This window comes from Arthrobacter sp. K41, assembly GCF_059089645.1.
In genome coordinates, this window is the sequence record NZ_JBNHEW010000004.1 from 327,136 (window position 1) to 343,861 (window position 16,726).

The window sequence follows — 16,726 nt, forward strand, 5'->3', positions numbered from 1 at the left end:
TTCACCCCCGGTCAAGATCGAGTCCCGGCGTGGACTCGATGATTTTTTCTGCCACTTCCTGCAGCGGACGGTTCTCGTTGAGGGCTCTGGTGATCAGGTGGAGCATCGCGTGGTGGTTGTCAACGCCGCGGCTGGCCATGACGATGCCCTTGGCGGTGTTGATGATGTCGCGCTGCGTCAGGGTCGACTTGAGTTGCTCGCTCAGCATCTTGCCCCGTTCCCTGGCCTGAACGTTGGCGAGGAAGATCGAGGCCTGGGCTGCGAACAATTCCAGCAGCCGGATTAGTTTGTGCGACGCCGCCTTCGGGTTTGCCCAGTAAATCTTGATGGCCCCGAAAGCCAGGTCCCCGGAAAGGAGTGGAACACTGATGCACGACCGCAACCCCAGTTCGTCCGCTGCCAGGCCCCATTCCGGCCACCGGAGATCGGTGCGCACGTCCGCAATATCGACAGGGTGCCCGGACGCCCAGGCACTAAGGCAGGGACCCTGCTCAAGCTCGTATTGAAGGGTGTCCGCCTGTTCCACCAGCTGGTTCGTGGAAGCTGCGCTGCTGCGGCGGCCGCTGGAGTCGATCAGGGAAACACCGGCGCCGGCGGCGTCGCCGACTGCCAGAACGGCTGCCTCGGTGATGAGCTTCAGGGCATTGTCGACCGTTTCCTCGGTAAGGAGCACGTTGGAAAACCGCGCATAGACGGCGGCCAGTTCGTCAGCCAGCGGCAATTCAGTGTCCATGACCGCTCCATTCCCAGCGCTTTGGCCCTTGATGAACCAACTGCTCTCCTCCCCACATCACAGCACACATAGCCTCCACAATCCACTCATCGCCGGGCCCAGATGGTACGAGATGCCGTGGCCGGGGTTGGGGGACTCCGGCCGTGCCGTGGGAGCGTTCGACGGCGTCCATCACCATGGCGGCGAGGCTCCGGCTGCTGGCCATCCAGCCGGCCGGCCGCAGTTTCGCGGCCGACAGCCCTGGCGCCGTGACGAGCGTCGAAGTACACCAGAATTCTGTGGGGCGGCTTGTAATACAGCCTGCGCTTTGGCCTGGACTACGGCCCCACCTTTTACAATGGTGGTCAGGTTGCAGGTCATGCTGGGGGGTAGTGCGCGAATGCCGAATGAGATCAGCAAAGATGAGGGCCCGAAGGGCACTTTGGGGACACGCCGCGTCTTCGTTCTCGTAGGGCTTGCCGCGGCGATCGCGGCAGGAATTGGTGTGGCCGGAATTTATGGCGGCCTTGCCGGCGGTCAGGACAGGCAGAGCCAGGTCGCGGAACCAGAGCCCACGGCTCCGGTCTGTCAGGTCCAGGACCGGGCGTCGCTGGTGCCGGCAAGCGGTGCCCTGTTCGGCGTCAACCTTGACTGGCAAACCAAAGCTCTGGAACGTTACGCATTCGACCTGGGACACAAGCCCGCGGTCAGCGTCTACTTCACCCCGTTCCCCTACAGTGCGGATGAAAAAACGGACCTGGCGCGCGCCGTCGTGCAGATCCGCGCCAACGGCCAAATGCTGCTGCTGACCTTGGAACCGTCCAACGGACTGGCCGGGGTCACTCCCGATTCCGCCGAGGCGCTCGCGAAGGACCTAGCCGAGTTCAACAACGACGGCGTCCCTGTCCTTTTGCGGTTTGGCCACGAGATGAACGGCTCCTGGTACCCATGGGCCCAGCAGCCGGCGCAATACATCGAAGCATTCCGGACGATTGCCGCCGCGGTACACACCCACGCCCCCGGTTCAGCAATGATGTGGGCACCGAGCTACGGCGGGGGCTACCCGTTCGCCGGCGGCCAATACGAAGCCAAAGCCGGGTCGCCCGAGTACGCGGCCTTGGATACGGATACGGACGGTTCCCTGACCACGAACGACGACTCCTATGCTCCTTACTATCCGGGCGATGACGCCGTTGACTGGGTGGGCATGTCCCTCTATCACTGGGGTGGCGAGTTCCCGTGGGGCGAAAACGAGTTGCCGGAGCCGAACAAGTTCGCAAATCAGCTCACCGGCAATTACTCCGGAGCCAACGGTGATGACAGCGCGTTGCCGGACTTCTACCAGGTATACGGGGAGGCGCACGGCAAGCCGGTGGCCATCACGGAAACTGCCGCGCTTTTCAATCCGGCAGGCGGCGGGGAGGCGGAGTTGGCCATCAAGCAGTCCTGGTGGGGCCAACTCTTCGATCCGGCCACAGCGGCACGGTTCCCACAGTTGAAAATGATCAACTGGTTCGAGTGGGACAGGGACGAGGAAGAGATCAAGGGCCGGGTGGACTGGACGGTGACCAATACTCCTGCGGTACGCGACGCGTTTGTTGCGGCGCTGCCTGACTGGCTGCGTTACGGCCCGGCGGAGTCCTGCCGCCCCCGCAGCTAAACCCTATCGGGGGACCGCAGCAGGTGCCTTTTCAAAAAATAGCTCGTCTGCTGGGCGCATTGCCTGATCCCGATCAAATGGAGTGCTGCCATCCGGGGCAGGAGGACCCCCGGGTCGCCGTTCTTGGGCGCCGACCGCAGCGCGCCTTCCAGGTCAAGGGCGAGGCCCGCCAGACGTTCCGCGCCCACCATTTGGCTCGAGGTTTTCAGGCTGAGCACTGCGTCTTTGGCGGTGACGGCATCACCGGTAGTCAATGCCAGCCGGAGCCTTTCCGTCCTGGCCGGCATATGCGCAACGAAATCCTGGACGAAGACCTTCCAAACGCTTTCGTCGTAGTCCAGTTCAGAGCGCAACCTGTCCAGCACAGAGCAGTCGAGCAGGGGCAGGGTGTGGCCGTCGTACTGGGTCACGGCTGTCCTCTTCGCCAACGGGTCCATCGCCTAGGACTTGAAGTGGGTGGTAGGTGTTCCGCCGGGCAGGTCGCTGAGGATGGTTTCGGCCACCACCCGGGCTTTGACGTTTCTGTGGCTTGAGGCCTTGGCGAGGATGTTGAAGGCTTCCTGGTAAGAGCATCGGTTTTGGCCCATGATGACACCACACGCAACGTCGATGGAGGTTCTGCCCTGCATTGCGCTGCGTAGGTGGTCCGCCGTTGCCTGGGCAGCCCTCAGGTCCCTGGCCATCATGTAACTGCTGGCCGCCACCTCACTGAAGGCCGTGAGTCGCGAGACGACCGGGGGAGTGAAAACGTCATCCCTGTCCGCCAGGAGGGTCAATGCTCCGAAATTGCCTGGCTCGAGGGGTAGTGGAACCGCTACCAGGGAGCGGTGGCCGGCCTCCGCCAGGAGCTGCCAGTAGGCGGGCCAGCGGGGCGTCTTGGAGTAGCTGTTGAGGATAAGGGCCAATTGCCCGGTGAGTGCCTGGGCGACCGGACCGTCACCGTTTTCCTGGTCGGCACGGGCGAGGCCGACAGCGCGGTCCGCGGTGCCGGACGTCAAAAAGGCTTGCCGGGGTTGCGGCAGGGACACCACGCAGTCCAGCTGGCAGCCGGCGTCCGACAGCACCGCTGCGCCGGCAAGGACAAGCAGGTCCAGTGATTCCCGGTCATTTTCCGCCCGGAAATCCAGCAGTGGTGCGGACGTCGTAGGGACCGATGACTCTTTGCGGAACCACGCTGTCCCGCCGCCTCCGTCATCGGCCCCGGTCTGATGGTGCAGCTTCCGCACCCCAAGATTGATCCCCATGATCTGTCCCCCCTGAACAGTTGAATCGTTGAAGAAGTCTTCTGCGACGTCTTTTGGACGTTACGGGGCGGGGGTGGGGAGCACACGAGTAGTGAGTACTCGCTTTTAATTTTCGACTACTTGGTTCCGGCCGTTCTGCCGGGTTGCGGCGACGGGGGAATCAATGGAAGTTGCTTTGCTTGACGGTGCCGGCTTCTCGACACCGCCAAGCGCTAAGACCTCTGCTGTTCCCCCAAAAGACCTTGGCTACTGGACCCAGATCCCAGTTAGTGCTTTGCGCTTCGGGCCTTACACGGACAACTGTGCACCGCCTGGCTCAAGGGCCCCCGCAGATGGGGTCAAGGATGAATCAAGGTTGGCTCAAGTTTTACTGTCGGGGCGCATCCCAGCTGCCTGGAAACCATCCGGCCTCCTAGGGATTCCCTAGCACGGCTGGGGAGACTGCAGGTATGGCACCAACAGCACCGCTGAAGCGCACCGGGTCGATATCGAAGGGACACGGCAGGCGCCGGCTCGCGACCCGCCCACTGCCGGCCATGCCAAGGAAAGCTTCGGCTCAAGGCCGCTGGCGCCGCCCTCTGGCGACGGTGCTGATTCCCGCCCTGGCAGTCCTTGCCGTACGCGCGTGGGTGCTGGAACCTTTCACCGTGTCCTCGGACAGCATGGAACCTACTATTGATTCGGGCTCTGTGGTGCTCCTGTATAAGCCGGCTGCCGCCTCCGGGTTGATCCAGAACGGCGTAGTGGTCGCTTTCACCAACCCCATGGACGGCCATCCGGCCATCAAGCGGGTGGTGGCCAAGGAGGGGCAGACCGTTGCCATCCTCGACTCCGAGCTGTATGTGGACGACGTGGCCGTGCCTGAGCCGTTCATTGACCACAGCCGCATCGACGGGACGTACTTCGGGCCGGAGACTGTGCCCGCGGGAAGCGTTTTTGTGCTCGGTGACAACCGGGGCGTGTCCATTGATTCCAGGGACTTCGGGGCTGTGCCGTTGACGGCGATCCAAGGCACCCTGCTGGCGGGGCAAAAGTAGTTCGACTTAGCGCAATTCCAACCCCCGTGTCATAGGGGAGCATGCTGGGACCAACGTCAAAAGGTGGCCTACCCCCTGACTGGGGGTAGGCCACCTTTGGCTTTGGTGGTACGACTGTGGTTACGCCGGTTACTTGGCCCCGGTGAGTTCCTTGGCCGGTGCTTTCCTGGCGTTGGCCCGGGAGCGGTACAGCTTGTACGCCAGGAGGGCGCAGGCTGCCAGCAGGCCCCCCGTGGTGACTGCCAGGGTGGCAGTGCCTGGATCCGTCACCAGGTACTCGGCCAGCGCCGCCAGGGAAATGGCTGCGGCGGTACCGAGGGCGCCACCGAACGGTGCTACTCCGGGTACCTGTGCCGGCTGTTCCGTGCCGGGCCCTGCGCTGAACGGGTTCGGGAGGCCTTGATCAAAGATGCCGCGTTCCTTCTCTGTTGTACCGGGAACAACAACTTCGCTCAGGTCGGAGAACTTTGGAGCGCTGCTGCCGTCGGCCGGGGCAACCTGGAACCGGTAAGCGGCACCGTTCTCCAGGTCCCGGACCACGATGCGTGTGGCACCTGGCTCGGCAGTCAGGATTTCTCCCACCTGGGTGCCCTGGGAATCAACGGTCCTGAGCAGGAATCCTCCGCTGAAATCCGTCGTATCCACGGGTGCCTGGTTTACGGGTGCGGTGTCGGACGGTGTCTGGTTTACCGGCGCGACGGGTGCGGTGTCGACGGGTGCGGTGTCGACCGGTCCCTGGTCCACAGGTGCCGGGTCGACGGGGGTCTGGTCCACCGGGCCCTGGTCCACAGGTGCCGGGTCCACAGGTGCTGGATCGACCGGTGCGGTTCCGGGCGCGGGCCCGGTCCCCGGTGCCGGCGTGACAATCACAACCACCTCGCCATCACCGGGGATGACGCCGATCCCGTCATTGATCCCACCGTCGGTGCCTTCGCCGGCTCCTTCGTCCACCTCGTCCTCGGTGCCTTCGCCAGCACCGTCGTCGGCTCCTTCATCCACCTCATCGGCGCCATCCTCCACCTCGTTCTCCCCATCGTCATCCACTCCGTCGGTTCCATCACCGAAGAGCAGTTGTTCGATGTTGTGAAGGGTGTCCGTGCCGTGCTCACCGCTGTTGTGCTGCACAGTGGTGACCGAGCCAGGGGAGCCCAGGGTGCCGTCACCACCGGTTGTGGTGATGGTGTAGTTGGCCGCGAAGTCGGAGAAGAAAGCCGTGTCGGTTCCTTCCGCGGAGGTGAGGAGCTCCCGGACAACAATGATGTTGGCGGGGTCCACGGTCCCGGCAAACACGGCCTGCTGGAGCGTCGGGCCGGTCAGGGTACCGTCGGCACTGCGCTGGTACTGGGCGTTCATTCCGGTGGCGCTGCCAACTTCACTGGCCGCGTTGTTGGCGTCAGTGCGGACGCTGAGCCGGACGCTGAGGTAACGGTCGCCGTCGAGAATGTCATCGGCGCCGCGGCCCTCAAGGAGGTCGCTGCCGCCGCCGCCCAGGAGGATGTTGCCTTCGCCCCAGACATGCGATCCGGTAAGCACAGGGCACTCCTTGGAGGCGGATGCGTTGATGACGTCGGCGAGGGGAGTGGGCAGGGAGGGAATCAGTTGGTTGAGTCCGTTGATGCGGTCCACGCCGGCCTGGTCCAGTGCGTCACAGCCGATGAAGCCTGCGCCGCCCATGGTCTTCGGGATCCGGTCATCGCCCCGGAGTTTGTCGTCGAGGGGACCGCCGGAAAGGGCTTCCACCTCGTTGTACCTGTCCCGGACGCCTACCTGGAGGATGTCCAGCGGTTCGATGGGGAGGTCAAGGTCACCGTCCTGCGGCTGCGGATCGTAGAGGCCGGTTTCCCAGTCGTAGCCGGAGGCGCCGGCCACCTTTTCCACGCCGGGTCCGGCGATGCCGATGTCGTCCCCGCCTTCCATGTCGTAGTCGTCGTCGCCGCCCTGGCCGATCAGGACATCGTTGCCGGGCTTTTGCGAGTCGTCCAGGAAGAAGAGGTTGCTGGAGTCCCCGATCAGCAGGTCGGGTCCGTCGCCGCCTTCCGCCCAGTCGTTCCCGCCTCCGCCGAACACTGCGTCCAGGCCTTCCCCGGCGATCACAAAGTCGTCGTCTTCACCGGAGAAGGTCTCGTTTGAGTTCGCTCCGCCGTTGATGAAGTCCTTTCCGTCCCCGCCGAGCAGCAGGTCCAGGCCGGGGCCGCCGTCGATCGCGTCGTTGTCCGGCCCGCCCTTCAGGATGTCATCGCCGGCGAGGTCGGTAATGATGTCGTTTCCGTCGCCGCCCAGAACGGTGTCAGCGCCGTCGCCTCCTTCGATGACGTCGTTGCCCTGGCCGCCCCACATGGTGTCGTTGTCCACGCCGCCGTAAATGCGGTCAGTATTGGCGGAGCCGTTGTAGACGGCCTGGCCGTTGATGCCGGCCGGATCCACGGAGTTGGAGGCCCGGTACTTGATGGTGCCGTCCGGCATCCTGATCAGCAGCGCGGATTCGTTGCACTCGGAGGCGGGGTCATCCGCGACGGCGTTGCCGGCGGCCTTGAAGCCCTCGGCCGTTCCGTTGAGGTTCTTCAGCTCAAACTTGCAGTCAGCCGTGGCGAACGCGTCCGCCTTCAGTGCCTGTGCGTTGGTGTTGCGCATCATCATCTCAGCGAAGGAGTTTCCTTCAAGCTGCGCCATCAGGTTCATGCCAGGGGTGCGTGCCAGGTAGTACAGCCGGTCACCGTTCTGCAGATCGGTCATCTGGCTCTCGAAGACGTAGTTGAAAGTGCTGCCGAGAAGGCCGCCGAACAGGTTGGTCCGTTCGGCCAGACCGCCCATCCACAGGTCCACGTCGTCGAGTCCGGTGATTGATGAGTTTCCGTTGTTGGCCCAGGCGTCCGTGCTGTTCATGAAGGCAACTGCGTCCTCGGGGGCCACCTCGCCGGCCAGGGCGTCAGGGCTGACGATCAGCCGTGCTGCGGTGCGCTTGGCCTCCAGGGTGGTTGCGCTGACGATCGAGGGGTGCTTGCCGTAGGCGGCCACAAAATTGACCAGCGACTTCGGGTGCTTGATGTTTTCGCCGAAGTCGATCCAGTTGGTGTACGGCTTGAGCTGGCTGTCGTTGGTGGCGCCGTGAATCTCCCGGCGCAGCCCGTTCAGGGTAGGCAGCCCTTCTGACCGGGCGCGGGTCAGGTTGATCGCCGCGAGGTCCATGGGGAGCCCCAGCAGCTTGTTGCGGAGGGTATCAGTAACGAACTCGTCCAGTTCGCTGCCCACCTGGTCCGACATGCCCATGATGATGCTTCCGGCGGCTTCCTCGGAGGTGAGCGTGCCGGCGGGGCCGCCGTCAGTGTAGGCGGGCGGGTTCAGGAACCCCTCGAGCAGGGACAGGTCGTTCTGGGAGCCCCTGACGTCGTCGGAAGTGCCAAACATGTTGTCCGCTCCCGGGCTGTCCTCGTTGCGGCGGGAAATGGTCTCCGTGAGCATCGAGTGGCCAAAGCGGTACACCGCGTGTGCGAATTCTGCGCTGACGGCGGGATTGATGTCCGTCTGGGCAAAAGCGAAAGGCTCGAAGATGTTGATCGCCGGCTGGATCTTCCGGGCAAACTCTTCAAACACGAGGTGTTGGTATTCCATCTCCGTGATGAACCGCGCGGCTTGGAAAAGGCGCTCGCCGTTCCAGCCGTCTGCTCCTTCTGCCAGCTTCCACTCGGCCAGTGCGGCGACGCCCCGAGCCGAGGTGTCGTTGCCGAGGACCCGCTTGATGTCTGCCACCATGCGGTCGTGCTCGGAGTGGAAGACCTGGTGGATGGCGGTCAGCCCGATGTTCTCGTTGACCCTGCCGTCTCCGGCGATGAAGTGCACGTTCAGCATTTCGTCGTCGTAGGTGCCGGGGGCCTGGCTCATGAAATCGGCGGAAGCGGCGGCGTCGGCGTCCGGGGCGGGAGCAGTCCGGGGTGTGGCGGGGTTGTGGTCGATGTCCTGCGGTGACGGATCGGCGTTGTGGGCGATGTCTGTCAGGAAAGGAGTGTTGAAGTACAGCACGTCCTGGGGCACAAGGGTTCCCTGCCCCCCGTTTGCGGCGCGGTCTGCCTCCACCAGGCCGGACTTGGTGACGAACTGCGGAAGCCCGTTCTTGGGGCCGGGGATGAACTTTCCGTAGGCGTCCGCGGCCAGCATGGGAACGTTGAGGACGTCCTTGTCCAGCAGCTGTATGCCGAGCAGCTCCCGTGCCTGCTTCTTGGTGTCGGCCCAGGTGGCCATGCCCCCGGCGGTGGGCGTTCCTTCCGGACCACCCAGCATCGCGCCCGTTGACACAGGCCGGCCTGCGGGGTTGTTGGTGTACTCGCGCAGGAACACTTGGTGAGAGGAGTGGGAGGAGTAGGTCTGGCTCTGGTCCACCCACGGTGAATTGGTGTTCAGGGCATCCTGGACATCGTCCGCGGTGCCCAGCTTGCCATCCTCACCCGGCTGGTTCTGGCCGCGGGTCAGGACCATAAAGCGCATGCGCGGGTTAAGGTCGTCGGCGTTGCCGAACACATGGTCCGGGCCTGCGATCAGCGGGTCATCTGCCTTCAGCGGTACGTAGACCGTGCCGCCGCCCTTCACCGTCTGATCGATGCCGTGGTCAAAGAACTGCCCAAAGAGGGTGAACAGGGAGTTGTAGGGCGGTGAAAGTCCGACGTCGGTAGTCACGTTGGGGATGAACAGCGTGTTGTGCGAGGGCACGCAACCGTCCGGGGCGGCTGCCACGGGGGGAGTCGCCTCAGGGTCCGGGTCTGTGGTGCAGGGCACCACGCCCTCGTTGCCTTGGGTCCGGGCCGGGAAGCCCGCGGCGGCAACAGCTGCCGGGTTGGTGGACGTCTGGTCCGCAATCAGGTTGCTGATGGTGCGGGGGCGCGAATCGAAAACGTTGCCTGACTTCTGCGTGTAGCTCGTGGCTGCCGGGGGCCCGCCAAAGGAGCCGCTCTCGGCGGGCCCAAACGACTTGGACCCCAGCCGCGGGAACACCTGGTCCGATGCGCCAAAGGTTTCCTGGCCCGGCTGAAGGTTGTTGCAGCTTCCGTCGACGGTGCGCAGGCCGTGGGACAGCAGGGGGCTGGCAAGCTGGTTGGGTCCGGTTCCCACCAGAGCCCCGCATGGCCCGGTCTCCGACGTGGTGTTGGCCACGTGGGCCTCCGCGATTTTGATCTGCTTCAGGATGAAGGACAAGTCCGCGGGCGTCACGGTGAATCCCGCGCCTACCGGAGCTTGCACTGCGTTTGCTGCCACAGGCGGCAGGCCCATGGACGCGGCCATGGCGACTGCCCCGGCAGCGGCCAGGAACCGCAGGCGTGGGCGGGTGCTGTTTTTTTGTGTTGGTTTACGCGATGAAGCCTTCATCCTGCAATCTGCTCCCCTGTGGGGCCAACTCCCCAGTAGAGTCGGCGAAACAAGGCCATGCTGCAGGGGTGTCCTAGGGAAAACCTTGGTGGGGTTGGTCAGGTGCTAACGCCTGCCACCTTTATCGTCGCCGGGGGCGTCGTCCGAAATGTTGTCGTCCCTGAGTCCACCTTTGTCGTCGCCCGGGTGGTCGTCTGAGACGCCGGCGCCCCTGAGGCCGCCTTTATCGTCACCGGCCTTGTGCGCGGCGCTGGCCGTCGGAACGGGTGTGTAGGTCTGCTGTTTTGCGGGGACGAGTTGCGTTCCAAGAGCTGCATGCGCAGGGGTGGCGGTGATGGTGGCCGTGGGGGTCGGTGGAGGAACCAGGGCCGCGGGGTGCTGCGTTTTACCTGTGCCGGCAGTCACCACCACCCCGGGGGTAACTTCAGATGGCGGCCCGGCATTTGCCTGTCCCCAGACCCCCAGGCTTGCAGCACCCACTGCAGCTGCTACGGAGAAATACCAAAACTTCTTCATCGAAACGGCCTTCCTTGCTACTGCCCGGACACCGTGCCAGCACTGGTTCAGTGGGACGGGGTTTTGCTTGTGCTCCAAAATTAGGGGTACCGGGTTGGGGAAAGCTTTGGCGGCAAAGTGAATACTTACACCGCGCTACCTAGGCTTTTCCCAAAGTTCGGCCGAGGCGCCCGCGTTCCGGGTGTCACCAGCGCAAACGCTCCCACAAACACCGGCTCACCGGAGCTGCTGTTGCCTTCCGGGGACTTGCATTCTGTGTATTGAGTTCCAAAACCAAGTACTCCCTGGAAAAGCTCAAGTGACAAAGCGAGTACCGAGCACTGTGGTTGGTGAGTATGCCCCCGGTTTCAATGAGAACCACGCACCACCGGACTACTTGGGGGGAACCTTCGTGATTACTTTGGAACTGGCCGACAACACCGAGCAGGCAGGCCTTGTCAGCGATGTAACGCCGCAGGCACCGATCCTTCAGATTTCGGTTTTCGGTCCGTTGACGATTCGCCGCGGTGACGTGGAGCTGAGTGCCAACCACCTGGGTGGACCGAAACCCCGCCAGGTGCTGGAGATTCTCCTGATGAATTTTGGTTCGGCGGTCTCCAAGGCCCGGCTGATGGACCTGCTGTGGGGCGGCAACCACCCCGCCGTGGCGTTGCCGACTCTGGAAAGCTATGTCAGCGTGCTCCGGCGCCACCTGCAGCCCGGAAGCGGCCGGACGGGTCCCTTGAAAACAGTCACCGGCGGCTATGCCATTGACCGGTCCCTGGTGGAACTGGATCTGGACCGGTTCGAGACGCTGACCAAAATGGCCGGCCAGGCGGAGCCGCGCGTGGCGCTCTCCATGCTGACTGAGGCCCTTGACCTCGCTTCCGACCCGTTGCTCGGGGATGAGCTGCTGCCGGCCTGGGCGGAGGAGGAGCGGGCCGCCCACGCAGCGCAGGTGGGCCTTGCCCGTGTCATGGCCGCAGAAACCGCCCTCTCCGTGGGGGAAGCAGAAAAGGCGATCGCCTGGAGCGGTGCGGCCGTCAAGGAAGACCCCCTCAACGAGCGGGCATGGACAGCGCTAATTCTGGGTCTTGAGCAGAATGGCGAAACTACTGAGGCCCTGCGGGCCTACGACCGTTGCCGCAGGATCATCGATATGGAACTGGGCTGCGCCCCGGGCCCTGTGCTAAGGGAAGCGCAAACCAGGCTCCTGAGGAGCACCGGCGCACCGTCCGGGCAGGCGGAGTCCCCTCGCCCCAACCACGGGGTCACGGAGAGCGGTTCGGCGATAACCAAGCAGGATGTTTTGGCCCGGCAGGAAACAGGGCGCCTGCGGATCATGATTGTTGATGACCACACCACATTTTCGGATTTATTGGCCGGTGCCCTGGACCGCGAGCCGGACCTGGAAAGTGTGGGAGCGGCGAAGTCCGTGGCATCAGCGGTGACCATGTTCCGGGACCTCGCGCCCGACGTCGTCATCATGGATCTATACCTTCCCGACGGTTCCGGGCTCGGTGCTGCGGAGCGCATCCTTTCCGAGGCACCGGGTACCCGGATCGTGATGCTCACGGGCAACCCGTCACAGGATGCGCTGCGCGATGCCGCCCGCATGGGCATCTGCGGGTTCCTTCCGAAAGACGGCGCCCTGGGAGTAGTGCTGAACACCTTGCGGCATGCCCACGCCGGCAACATGATCGTGAATCCATCCCTGGTGGCCAGGTGGGGCAGCACCGCCCTTTCCGCCCCGGAGCCTTCGGGAAAGTAACTAGGCAGACCAGCCGTGCTCAATTTTCATGCGGCAGAGCCCGCTAATGGCGCCAACATTGGCCGTGATGCCGCTGAACGGCGCGAGGTCCGGGCTGCTGTTGCCCGGTTTCTCACTGCCGGCTTTGCGGCCCTCGTCCTGATTGCCGTCCCCGTTTCGTTCTGGGTTGGTGCCGAGGCGGAAAGGCACGCCTTGGCTAATGCCAGGGACATCACCCAGCGCCTGGCCGACAACGTGGTTGGGCCCTTGATAACAGACCAGCTCCTTGCCCGCGACCCCGCCGCGCTGGAGCTGCTGGACCAGAGGCTGGCTCCGTGGCTGGCGGAAAGCGGCGTCACCAGGATTAAGGTTTGGGACGAGCGCGGGCGCGTTGTCTACTCTGATGCCGAATCGCTCATTGGGCAGGATTTCGCACAGGAAGAGTGGGCGCGCGAGCTCCTCGAAGGCGGGCCGGCGACGGCAACCTTTGAATCCCAGACAGGGGAAGAAAACGAGTTTGAGGCAGACTCCGGCGAACTCGTGGAAGTCTATGCCCGCTCCATCTCGCAAAGCGGAGCTCCGATGATCTTCGAAACGTACACTTCAGGCGACGGGGTCCGCCGCGAGCAACAAGCAGTCCTGACGGGAATGGTCCCGCCGTTGGCGCTTTCATTGGCGGTCCTCCAGCTGACGCAACTTGTTCCCGCCGTCCGCCTGGCACGGCGGATGCAGGTCCACCAGGCCGCGCGCAACGCCATGCTGCGCTGTGCCATCGAGGCATCGGACCAGGAGCGCCGCCAGATAGCCGCTGAACTCCATGACGAGGTCATCCAGGACCTGTCCGGGCTGGCCTACGCCTTGGAATCCGAGGAGCGCCGCGGCCCGGAGGAGCTCCAGCCCGTATTTCTGAATGCCCGCACAATACTGCAGGACAATATCCGCACCCTGCGGGCCATGACCAGCGAACTCTATCCGCCCGACCTTGAGGAGTTGGGGCTCAAGGTTTCCCTCACGAGGCTGGAAGCACCCCTGGTGGAGCGCGGTATCAACCTCATCGTTGACATTCCCGACAAGCTCGTGGTCGACCGGGACCGGGCGGTTCTGCTTTATCGGGTGGCGCGTGAAGCCCTGGTCAATGTCAGCAAGCATTCCTCCGCCCAATCGGTGGGGATCCGGATGTGGCAGGCCGGCCAGCGAACGCAGCTCACCGTTTCCGATGATGGTGTGGGCTTCGACCCCACCGAACCCCGAGCGGAAGGCCACTTTGGCCTACGGATCCTTGCGGACACCATCCGCCAGGCCGGGGGCACCTTCGAGGTCCGGTCAGCCCCGGGGGCCGGGACTTCGGTCACCGCAACGTTCGGTGGGGCAGCTCCCGCCCTCCGCTTCGCCAGCCGGCACTTTCCTACGCCCTCTTCCAGCCAGGACTCGGTAGTTTCAAGGGTTCGCTAGGCCGTATATGTGGCTCTATCGGATCAGTACTCGCCGGCGCCGGCAATGCTTGGCCCTTAGCTCTTCCTGGTACGGCCAGCACGGAGGAACGCGGCAATGCCTGCGGCGAGTCCGAACAGGCCAACCACCATCGCTACCCAGACCTGTCCGGGGGTTCCCGCGTCCGGGCTCACTGAAGCCACCGTTTCGGTGGCCTGGGTAGCCGCAGCCGCAGCAGTGCCAGGGTGGCCGTGTTCGGGCCGCGTAGCGGTAGTGGTGGTGAAGGCTGGGGCAGGGTGTTCTGGTTCGCCTTGGTCCTCGACGACGGGGTCATCCCAGTTCCGCACGCTGCCGTCGGAGTAGGACTGCGCCACTGGGAGCATCACCGTGGTGCCGGACTTCGGAAGCTTTCCCACGTACACCGAGAACGTTTGGTATAGATCAATTGTCAGCTGGCTCGCTGCGTCGTTGGCGGTCCAGGACACAGACAACGGCGCCTCAGTGATGGTGGCACCGTCAACGGTGGCCGGCTGGGGCAATGCTCCCCTGACCACCTCCGCGGTCCAACCCGGACCGGCCTCACCCGGACTGACGTGAACGGGGTATCCGTTGGCAGGTCCACCTCAATCTTCGTGGTGGTGGCGGTCTTCGATTCGCTGGGAACCCTGAAGGTCACCTGGGTCGAGGCGCCTTCGGCGGGGGCGTCCGGTGTCACGGTCACGTGGGCAGAGGCGGCACCGAGGCCGAAGGTCATGAGAGTGGCAGTGGCTGCCCCCACGGCAGCTGCCTTCAGCGAACGCGGGGTTTTGTGGTGGTGCTCAAGGGACAGTCCTTTGCTTGAAGCCGCGCACGAGGGCAGGCGGCTGATGGGATTTTCGGCAGCTGCTTCCTCTGCCGGCCATGGCGTTGTGCCAGCCAGCCTGGCGTTGCCCGCTTGGGAAATCCTTGGCATGGCCCAGCCCCAGATTTCCCCAACTTTTTCGCACTGTGGTCCGCACATGCTTTGGACATGTCCATTTCACGCCGGCAGGCAATGCAAATAGGTGGTATCGGAATCATCGGCGCCTTTGGGCTGGCCGTGCCACTGAGATCGGTCGAGGCCAAGTCTGCAAGCCAGCTGGATCCTCGTAACATGCCCAGGCTTTACCAGCGGACCCTGACTGTCCCTGAAGTGCTGAGGCACACACACAAAACCGTGGACCCGGATGGCCACACCAGGTACCACTACCGCATTCAGCAAAAACTGGGTTCAGCGAACATTGTGCCCGGTATGACCACGCCTATTCTTGGCTATAACGGAACCTTTCCGGGCCCCACCATCAAGGTAAACCAGGGGGACCGTACCACCCTCATGATGGACAACGTGCTGCCGCTGCTCCATCCGCAGTGGGGGTATCGGCTCGATACGTCCACCCACCTGCACGGTTCGGCTTCCCTGCCTCAGTTCGACGGCTACGCGAACGATTTGACCGGGCTTGGCTACTGCAAGGATTACGAGTACCCCAACTTCCAGCCGGCGCGAACTCTTTGGTATCACGACCATGCCGTGCACAACACGTCACAAAGTGTCTATTCCGGTCTCGCCGGCCACTACCACCTGCACGATGACGTTGAGCGGAACCTGCTTCCGCAGGGCAAGTTCGACGTTCCGTTGACTGTTTCGGATGCCATGTTCGCTGCCAACGGTCAACTGGCATACGACGACAACACCCACTCCGGGCTCTGGGGTGACGTGATTTTGGTAAATGGCGCCCCATGGCCAGTGATGAAGGTCCAGCGGAGAATCTACCGCTTTCGTATCCTCAATGCCTCCATCTCCCGCTCCTACCGGTTCTCCCTCAGCACAGGGGACCCGGTGACCATGGTGGCAACGGATGGCGGCCTGATGCCCACGGCACAGCAGGTGACATCATGGCGGCACAGCGGTGCCGAGCGCTACGAAGTCCTCATTGACTTCTCCAAGTACCCGGCAGGCAAACGAGTGGAATTGCGCAACCTGTCCAACAAGAACAACGTGGACTACGACAACACCGGCAAGGTCATGGCGTTTGATGTGACGGATGAACCGGTGGATACGTCCGGGCCTGCGGCAAAGGTCCTGCCGACTCTGCTTACGTCAAGCACCACTATGGACCTCAAGCCGTCCCAATCCGTGAAAACCCGGCACATGCGGGTAAAGCGGGACAACGACATCTGGACGTTCGGTGGCATGACCTGGGACGAAGTGGTGGCGAGCGGCTACAAAAAAGTCCTGGCCGACCCGGACCTGGATGATGTGGAAATCTGGGACATCGAGAACAGCTCAGGTGGTTGGTTCCACCCTGTCCATATCCATCTGGTGGATTTCCAGATCCTCAGCCGCAACGGGCGGGCGCCCTTCAACTACGAGCGCGGGCCAAAGGATGTTGTCTACGTAGGCGAGGGCGAAACAGTCCGGCTGCTGATGAAGTTCGAACACCATCGCGGCAGGTACATGATCCACTGCCACAACCTCCCGCACGAAGACCACGACATGATGGCCCAATTCAGTGTGGGTATGAACCCGAACGACCCGGACCCCAACGATCCCATCGAGGCGTCGAGGCCGCACCCCATCGCACCAGAAGGAGTGGGGGAACCGGCCAAAGAGCCAACGCCGGCAACGACTGAGTCGACAGTTGGCGACAGTTCAACCGGAACAGCTGAGCCAACAGCTGCTGCAACCCCGACCCCAACCCAAACCACAACCCAGCCGGCGGCTGAACCCCCGACTGCCCAAACCGATGTTCTTAGCATCACCACCGCCAGGCACCGTCTCCGGAAGGACTTGACGATTTCAGGCACTGCCAGGGTCGCGGGCGCCGTCCCGGCCGGTTCGGCATCGGTCACCATCTACGACGTCTCTCCCAACCGCGCACCGAGCAAACTTGGAACCGTCACGGTCAACTCCCTTGGCAGCTGGACCTTGGAGGCGAAGCCGGGCCCGAGCCAGCAGGTGACAGTGGTGAAGGCCGAATCCACGCGCAGCGGATCTGCTACGAGCGCTGTCCGCACCGACTGACA

10 protein-coding genes and 1 pseudogene are annotated in these 16,726 nt (G+C 63.6%); 5 read left to right on the forward strand and 6 right to left on the reverse strand.

What is annotated here, in order from left to right; translation table 11 throughout:
- Nucleotide 1: 1 nt before the first annotated feature.
- The gene (locus AC5RTE_RS12190) at nt 2-733 is read right to left on the reverse strand and encodes a GAF and ANTAR domain-containing protein (RefSeq protein WP_494041653.1); all 732 of its coding nucleotides are present in this window, start codon (nt 731-733) and stop codon (nt 2-4) included.
- 379 nt (nt 734-1,112) lie between these two features.
- Between AC5RTE_RS12190 and AC5RTE_RS12195 the strand changes: the two genes are divergently transcribed.
- Nucleotides 1,113-2,372, forward strand: coding sequence for a glycoside hydrolase family 26 protein (locus tag AC5RTE_RS12195; RefSeq protein WP_494041654.1), 1,260 nt, complete (start codon nt 1,113-1,115; stop codon nt 2,370-2,372).
- On the opposite strand, the gene AC5RTE_RS12200 is transcribed toward AC5RTE_RS12195, so the two are convergent.
- Together AC5RTE_RS12200 and AC5RTE_RS12205 are read right to left on the reverse strand one after the other, a co-directional pair.
- On the reverse strand, nt 2,369-2,782 hold the full coding sequence (locus AC5RTE_RS12200) for an Hpt domain-containing protein (protein WP_494041655.1): 414 nt from the start codon (nt 2,780-2,782) through the stop codon (nt 2,369-2,371). The two genes, AC5RTE_RS12195 and AC5RTE_RS12200, sit on opposite strands and share 4 nt — an antisense overlap.
- Nucleotides 2,783-2,812: 30 nt before the next feature.
- Entirely contained in the window at nt 2,813-3,616 is an 804-nt protein-coding gene (locus AC5RTE_RS12205; RefSeq protein WP_494041656.1) for a GAF and ANTAR domain-containing protein, read from the reverse strand.
- Nucleotides 3,617-4,065: 449 nt separating this feature from the next.
- Between AC5RTE_RS12205 and lepB the strand changes: the two genes are divergently transcribed.
- The gene (gene lepB / locus AC5RTE_RS12210) at nt 4,066-4,653 is read left to right on the forward strand and encodes a signal peptidase I (RefSeq protein WP_494041657.1); all 588 of its coding nucleotides are present in this window, start codon (nt 4,066-4,068) and stop codon (nt 4,651-4,653) included.
- Nucleotides 4,654-4,782: 129 nt separating this feature from the next.
- Here lepB and AC5RTE_RS12215 read toward each other — a convergent pair whose 3' ends face one another.
- Nucleotides 4,783-10,008, reverse strand: a complete 5,226-nt coding sequence (locus tag AC5RTE_RS12215) for a peroxidase family protein (RefSeq protein WP_494041658.1) — start codon at nt 10,006-10,008, stop codon at nt 4,783-4,785.
- A gap of 105 nt (nt 10,009-10,113) precedes the next feature.
- Nucleotides 10,114-10,524 (reverse strand): hypothetical protein, encoded by a 411-nt coding sequence (locus tag AC5RTE_RS12220; RefSeq protein WP_494041659.1) that lies wholly within the window; start codon nt 10,522-10,524, stop codon nt 10,114-10,116.
- Nucleotides 10,525-10,915: 391 nt separating this feature from the next.
- Between AC5RTE_RS12220 and AC5RTE_RS12225 the strand changes: the two genes are divergently transcribed.
- Both AC5RTE_RS12225 and AC5RTE_RS12230 read left to right on the forward strand, forming a co-directional pair.
- Complete coding sequence (locus AC5RTE_RS12225) at nt 10,916-12,274, forward strand: BTAD domain-containing putative transcriptional regulator (protein ID WP_494041660.1); 1,359 nt, start codon at nt 10,916-10,918, stop codon at nt 12,272-12,274.
- Between the two features lie 15 nt (nt 12,275-12,289).
- Nucleotides 12,290-13,705 carry a sensor histidine kinase gene (locus AC5RTE_RS12230; protein ID WP_494041661.1) on the forward strand — a complete coding sequence of 472 codons (1,416 nt, stop codon included), beginning with the start codon at nt 12,290-12,292 and terminating at the stop codon, nt 13,703-13,705.
- A 56-nt stretch (nt 13,706-13,761) separates the two neighbouring features.
- On the opposite strand, the pseudogene AC5RTE_RS12235 reads toward AC5RTE_RS12230, so the two are convergent.
- Nucleotides 13,762-14,684: pseudogene (locus tag AC5RTE_RS12235) on the reverse strand (YcnI family copper-binding membrane protein).
- A 9-nt stretch (nt 14,685-14,693) separates the two neighbouring features.
- Here AC5RTE_RS12235 and AC5RTE_RS12240 point away from each other — a divergent pair.
- Complete coding sequence (locus AC5RTE_RS12240) at nt 14,694-16,724, forward strand: multicopper oxidase family protein (RefSeq protein ID WP_494041662.1); 2,031 nt, start codon at nt 14,694-14,696, stop codon at nt 16,722-16,724.
- The last annotated feature ends 2 nt before the right edge of the window (nt 16,725-16,726 follow it).

Excerpts from the sequence above, each read along its gene's own strand:
- lepB (WP_494041657.1), top strand. The coding sequence starts at position 4,066 with ATGGCACCAACAGCACCGCTGAAGCGCACCGGGTCGATATCGAAGGGA.
- AC5RTE_RS12205 (WP_494041656.1), bottom strand. The coding sequence starts at position 3,616 with ATGGGGATCAATCTTGGGGTGCGGAAGCTGCACCATCAGACCGGGGCC.
- AC5RTE_RS12215 (WP_494041658.1), bottom strand. The coding sequence starts at position 10,008 with ATGAAGGCTTCATCGCGTAAACCAACACAAAAAAACAGCACCCGCCCA.
- AC5RTE_RS12190 (WP_494041653.1), bottom strand. The coding sequence starts at position 733 with ATGGACACTGAATTGCCGCTGGCTGACGAACTGGCCGCCGTCTATGCG.
- AC5RTE_RS12240 (WP_494041662.1), top strand. The coding sequence starts at position 14,694 with ATGTCCATTTCACGCCGGCAGGCAATGCAAATAGGTGGTATCGGAATC.
- AC5RTE_RS12195 (WP_494041654.1), top strand. The coding sequence starts at position 1,113 with ATGCCGAATGAGATCAGCAAAGATGAGGGCCCGAAGGGCACTTTGGGG.
- AC5RTE_RS12220 (WP_494041659.1), bottom strand. The coding sequence starts at position 10,524 with ATGAAGAAGTTTTGGTATTTCTCCGTAGCAGCTGCAGTGGGTGCTGCA.